This is a genomic window from Providencia sp. PROV130 (assembly GCF_028482225.1).
GTDB lineage: Bacteria > Pseudomonadota > Gammaproteobacteria > Enterobacterales > Enterobacteriaceae > Providencia > Providencia rettgeri.
The window spans coordinates 1-2,760 of record NZ_JAMPQC010000033.1; the positions used below are offsets into that span (position 1 = coordinate 1).

Annotated in this window: 4 protein-coding genes; all 4 read right to left on the minus strand. The window is 34.3% G+C overall.

The annotated features are described in order from the left end of the window. Positions 1-450 precede the first annotated feature (450 nt). Positions 451-996, minus strand: coding sequence for a fimbrial protein (locus PSF28_RS20620; protein ID WP_210840446.1), 546 nt, complete (start codon positions 994-996; stop codon positions 451-453). Between the two features lie 5 nt (positions 997-1,001). Next, on the minus strand, positions 1,002-1,565 hold the full coding sequence (locus tag PSF28_RS20625) for a fimbrial protein (protein WP_272685586.1): 564 nt from the start codon (positions 1,563-1,565) through the stop codon (positions 1,002-1,004). Next, positions 1,540-2,214 carry a fimbrial biogenesis chaperone gene (locus PSF28_RS20630; RefSeq protein WP_272685587.1) on the minus strand — a complete coding sequence of 225 codons (675 nt, stop codon included), beginning with the start codon at positions 2,212-2,214 and terminating at the stop codon, positions 1,540-1,542. The genes PSF28_RS20625 and PSF28_RS20630 overlap by 26 nt, the downstream gene beginning before the upstream one ends. A 74-nt stretch (positions 2,215-2,288) precedes the next feature. Beyond that, on the minus strand, positions 2,289-2,760 hold a 472-nt coding region (locus PSF28_RS20635; RefSeq protein WP_272685588.1), incomplete at its 5' end, for a fimbrial protein.

Consider the following 2,760-nt stretch of genomic DNA (forward strand, 5'->3'; position numbering starts at 1 on the left):
GGGGTTAAGGTGTTACTGTTGGCGAAGTCGTTTAAATCGAGCTGAGAAACATCAATCCCGCTCCCGTGCATTAATAAACCGGGGTCGAAATAAGATTCGGCAGGCGAAAAAGAGGGCGTCATTGCATAGCAGCAAAGAAAAACCTCTAATGCAATTATATTTAATTTCATCCCTTTCACTGCATCACCTTTTGTTATTTATTATTGTGGATTATTTTTCAACCGGAATACATTTAGTTAATTTAGTAGCACAATATTATTGGTTGAAAAGAAATTAATATTATTTCTCTGTTTCCATCTTTGTTAAAATTATTTAGTATCGTTAAATAATCAAATATCAAAAAACGACATAACTGTTTAATTATGAATAGGCTATTCAACTCATTTATGAGTAAATTTAATTATTTTGTTGTTATTTTATTTATTATTTTTTTAATTAGCGTAACAGTGATTAATCGGCGTAATAACCAATCGTTAAGGTTGCTGAAAAATCACCGTCATCTGGGTCACAATCTGTTTTAGCACAACGTAATTTAGCATTGATCATTTTTGTTTCACTCGTGCTTTTTATGTTATCCCATATGATTGAAGCTACATCAGGTTTGACTAGTGCGGTTTGGTTGGCACTAATAACACGTGTTCCATCTAATAATTGAACACCTATCACCCCATTAGGGTCATCATTAAAGAAATTATTGCTGCCCGCTAACGTATTTCCAGATGCTAGATAAACAACCGCTGTTGTTTGATCCGTGCTGGTGCAATTTTTTAAACCAATCGAAAAATTTTTCGACACTGTATCATTCTTAATTTCACTGATTGTCGTCACACCGGATGAATTGCCTAATATAATTTCATTAGGAACATCAATTTCACAGGTTTTCGCTAAAAATAAAACAGAAAACTCGTATTGAACCTGATAGTTATCTGCGGCCATTGCTGGGTAATACATGAACACCATTAGAAGAGTCAGTAATCGCTGTTTTATTTTTTTCATGACCATCAATCCTGATAATATTCAAAAGTAACAGCGGCATTCGCATTGCCCGGTTTAACATTATTTTCGCGCTTCACTAAGCTGACTCGGTAATTAACGACAACGGAATCACTCGTTGTAGAAGGAAACGCTGAAACTCCGCCATCGCTGACGGCTTGGCAGTTCTGATTATTGTTATCACAAGACTCAAGTAAAAAACCCGTTTTAGTTGTGTCTGCTAAACCAAAGAAAACACCATTATTAAACTGAGTAGATGCTGCTGATTTTGATTTTACTTTAATTTTTTTATCGCTATTAGCAGGGAAATTTTTGCATACAATAGTGTAAGAAAAATTTTCACTTTGTATAGGTTTATTAATTGGGTTGCTATCGACCTCAGAGGCAATTAATGTACCATTTTGACTAAAATCGATGTATTTATCTAATTCACTATTATCATCAAATTCACAAGTTCCTTTAATGATCTTGGTTTTGAACTGGATTTGTCCATTTTGCGCAACCAATTGACTGGAGAAAAAAACCATTCCCAGTACCAATAAGGTTTTACTCAATAGTCCCATGATATTCATTATATCCTCCAAGATCGTTGATAACGGCCCATTTCACTACTCCCGTTTTCAATTGGGTTGTATAATTCATGTCAGTGAATGGTGCAATTACATTATTTTGTTTATTTAACTTAATTGCTTTGTTATTAACGAATAAACCAGCTAAATTAATATAATAAGGTGAGTTATTGATTAGCTTAATGCCATTCGCATTTTGAGTTATTTTAATACTCTTAAATGCATCCTCTTGAATCATTGTCAAATTAGCAGGGCGATAAAAAATCTTAATTACACTTTCTAGTCCAACCTTAACGCCATCCGCTTTATTTGATTCAGGAACATTTCTGGAATGAAAGTAATACATACTTTCGCGATCTTTCGGAAACTTATGTGAGATTGCTTTAATTTTAATAATATTGCGCTGTTTCGGTGCTAATTTAAAAATAGAAGGTGTAATGACAAATAAGCCTTCAGAAGGTATTTTGCTATCTAATTGTTGTGTAATAAAACTTGCCACTAAATACGATTTATTGTCTTCATTACGAGCTGTAATAGCAGCAGAATTAGTTGCTTCTTCAATAATAATACGGGTTTGACTTAAACCGACACCCGCTTGAGTAACAAATGAAAATGTTAATAAGATAAAAAATAGAGATTTTAATTTTAGCATTTTCTTTTCTCTTATATAGCAGGCAGTAATTAATTACTGCCTGCCTTACTAGCTAAACTAACGGACGACTTTTATTAGTCGTAAGCAACACTGAAGGTTACTGGTACGTTTAAGTTTTGAGCGACAGCATCAGTCGTTGTTGCATAAAGACCTGCAACCATTGGAATGATGTAGTCATTTTGACCTGTAACTTTCAGGTCTGCAATTTCAGTTGCAGTGTTAGGGTTGATAGCCGTTTTTGCTTTACCAGCCGCTAACTTAACACCGATTTGTGATGCTTGAGCATCAGCAAACATATCTGAGTGACCAGTTAATGCTTCACCTGTAGCTAAGATAGAAACAGAAGTTGCATTTGCAGCTTCGTTATTGCCACCTGCGTCACCGTTATAAACTTTAGTACAGTTATTTAAAACTAAGTTAAAGTTTGCTTCCGATAATGCTTTAGCAGTATCAATTTTTTCGTTTGAGTGAGTTCCTAAGCTGATTAAATCTTTAGAAGCGCTAATATCACAAGTTGCAGCAACTAAACGAGCATTAAAGTTAACA

What these genes read in the sequence shown, in the direction of transcription:
- PSF28_RS20625 (WP_272685586.1), bottom strand. Translation starts at nt 1,565, where the DNA reads ATGAATATCATGGGACTATTGAGTAAAACCTTATTGGTACTGGGAATG.
- PSF28_RS20630 (WP_272685587.1), bottom strand. Translation starts at nt 2,214, where the DNA reads ATGCTAAAATTAAAATCTCTATTTTTTATCTTATTAACATTTTCATTT.
- PSF28_RS20620 (WP_210840446.1), bottom strand. Translation starts at nt 996, where the DNA reads ATGAAAAAAATAAAACAGCGATTACTGACTCTTCTAATGGTGTTCATG.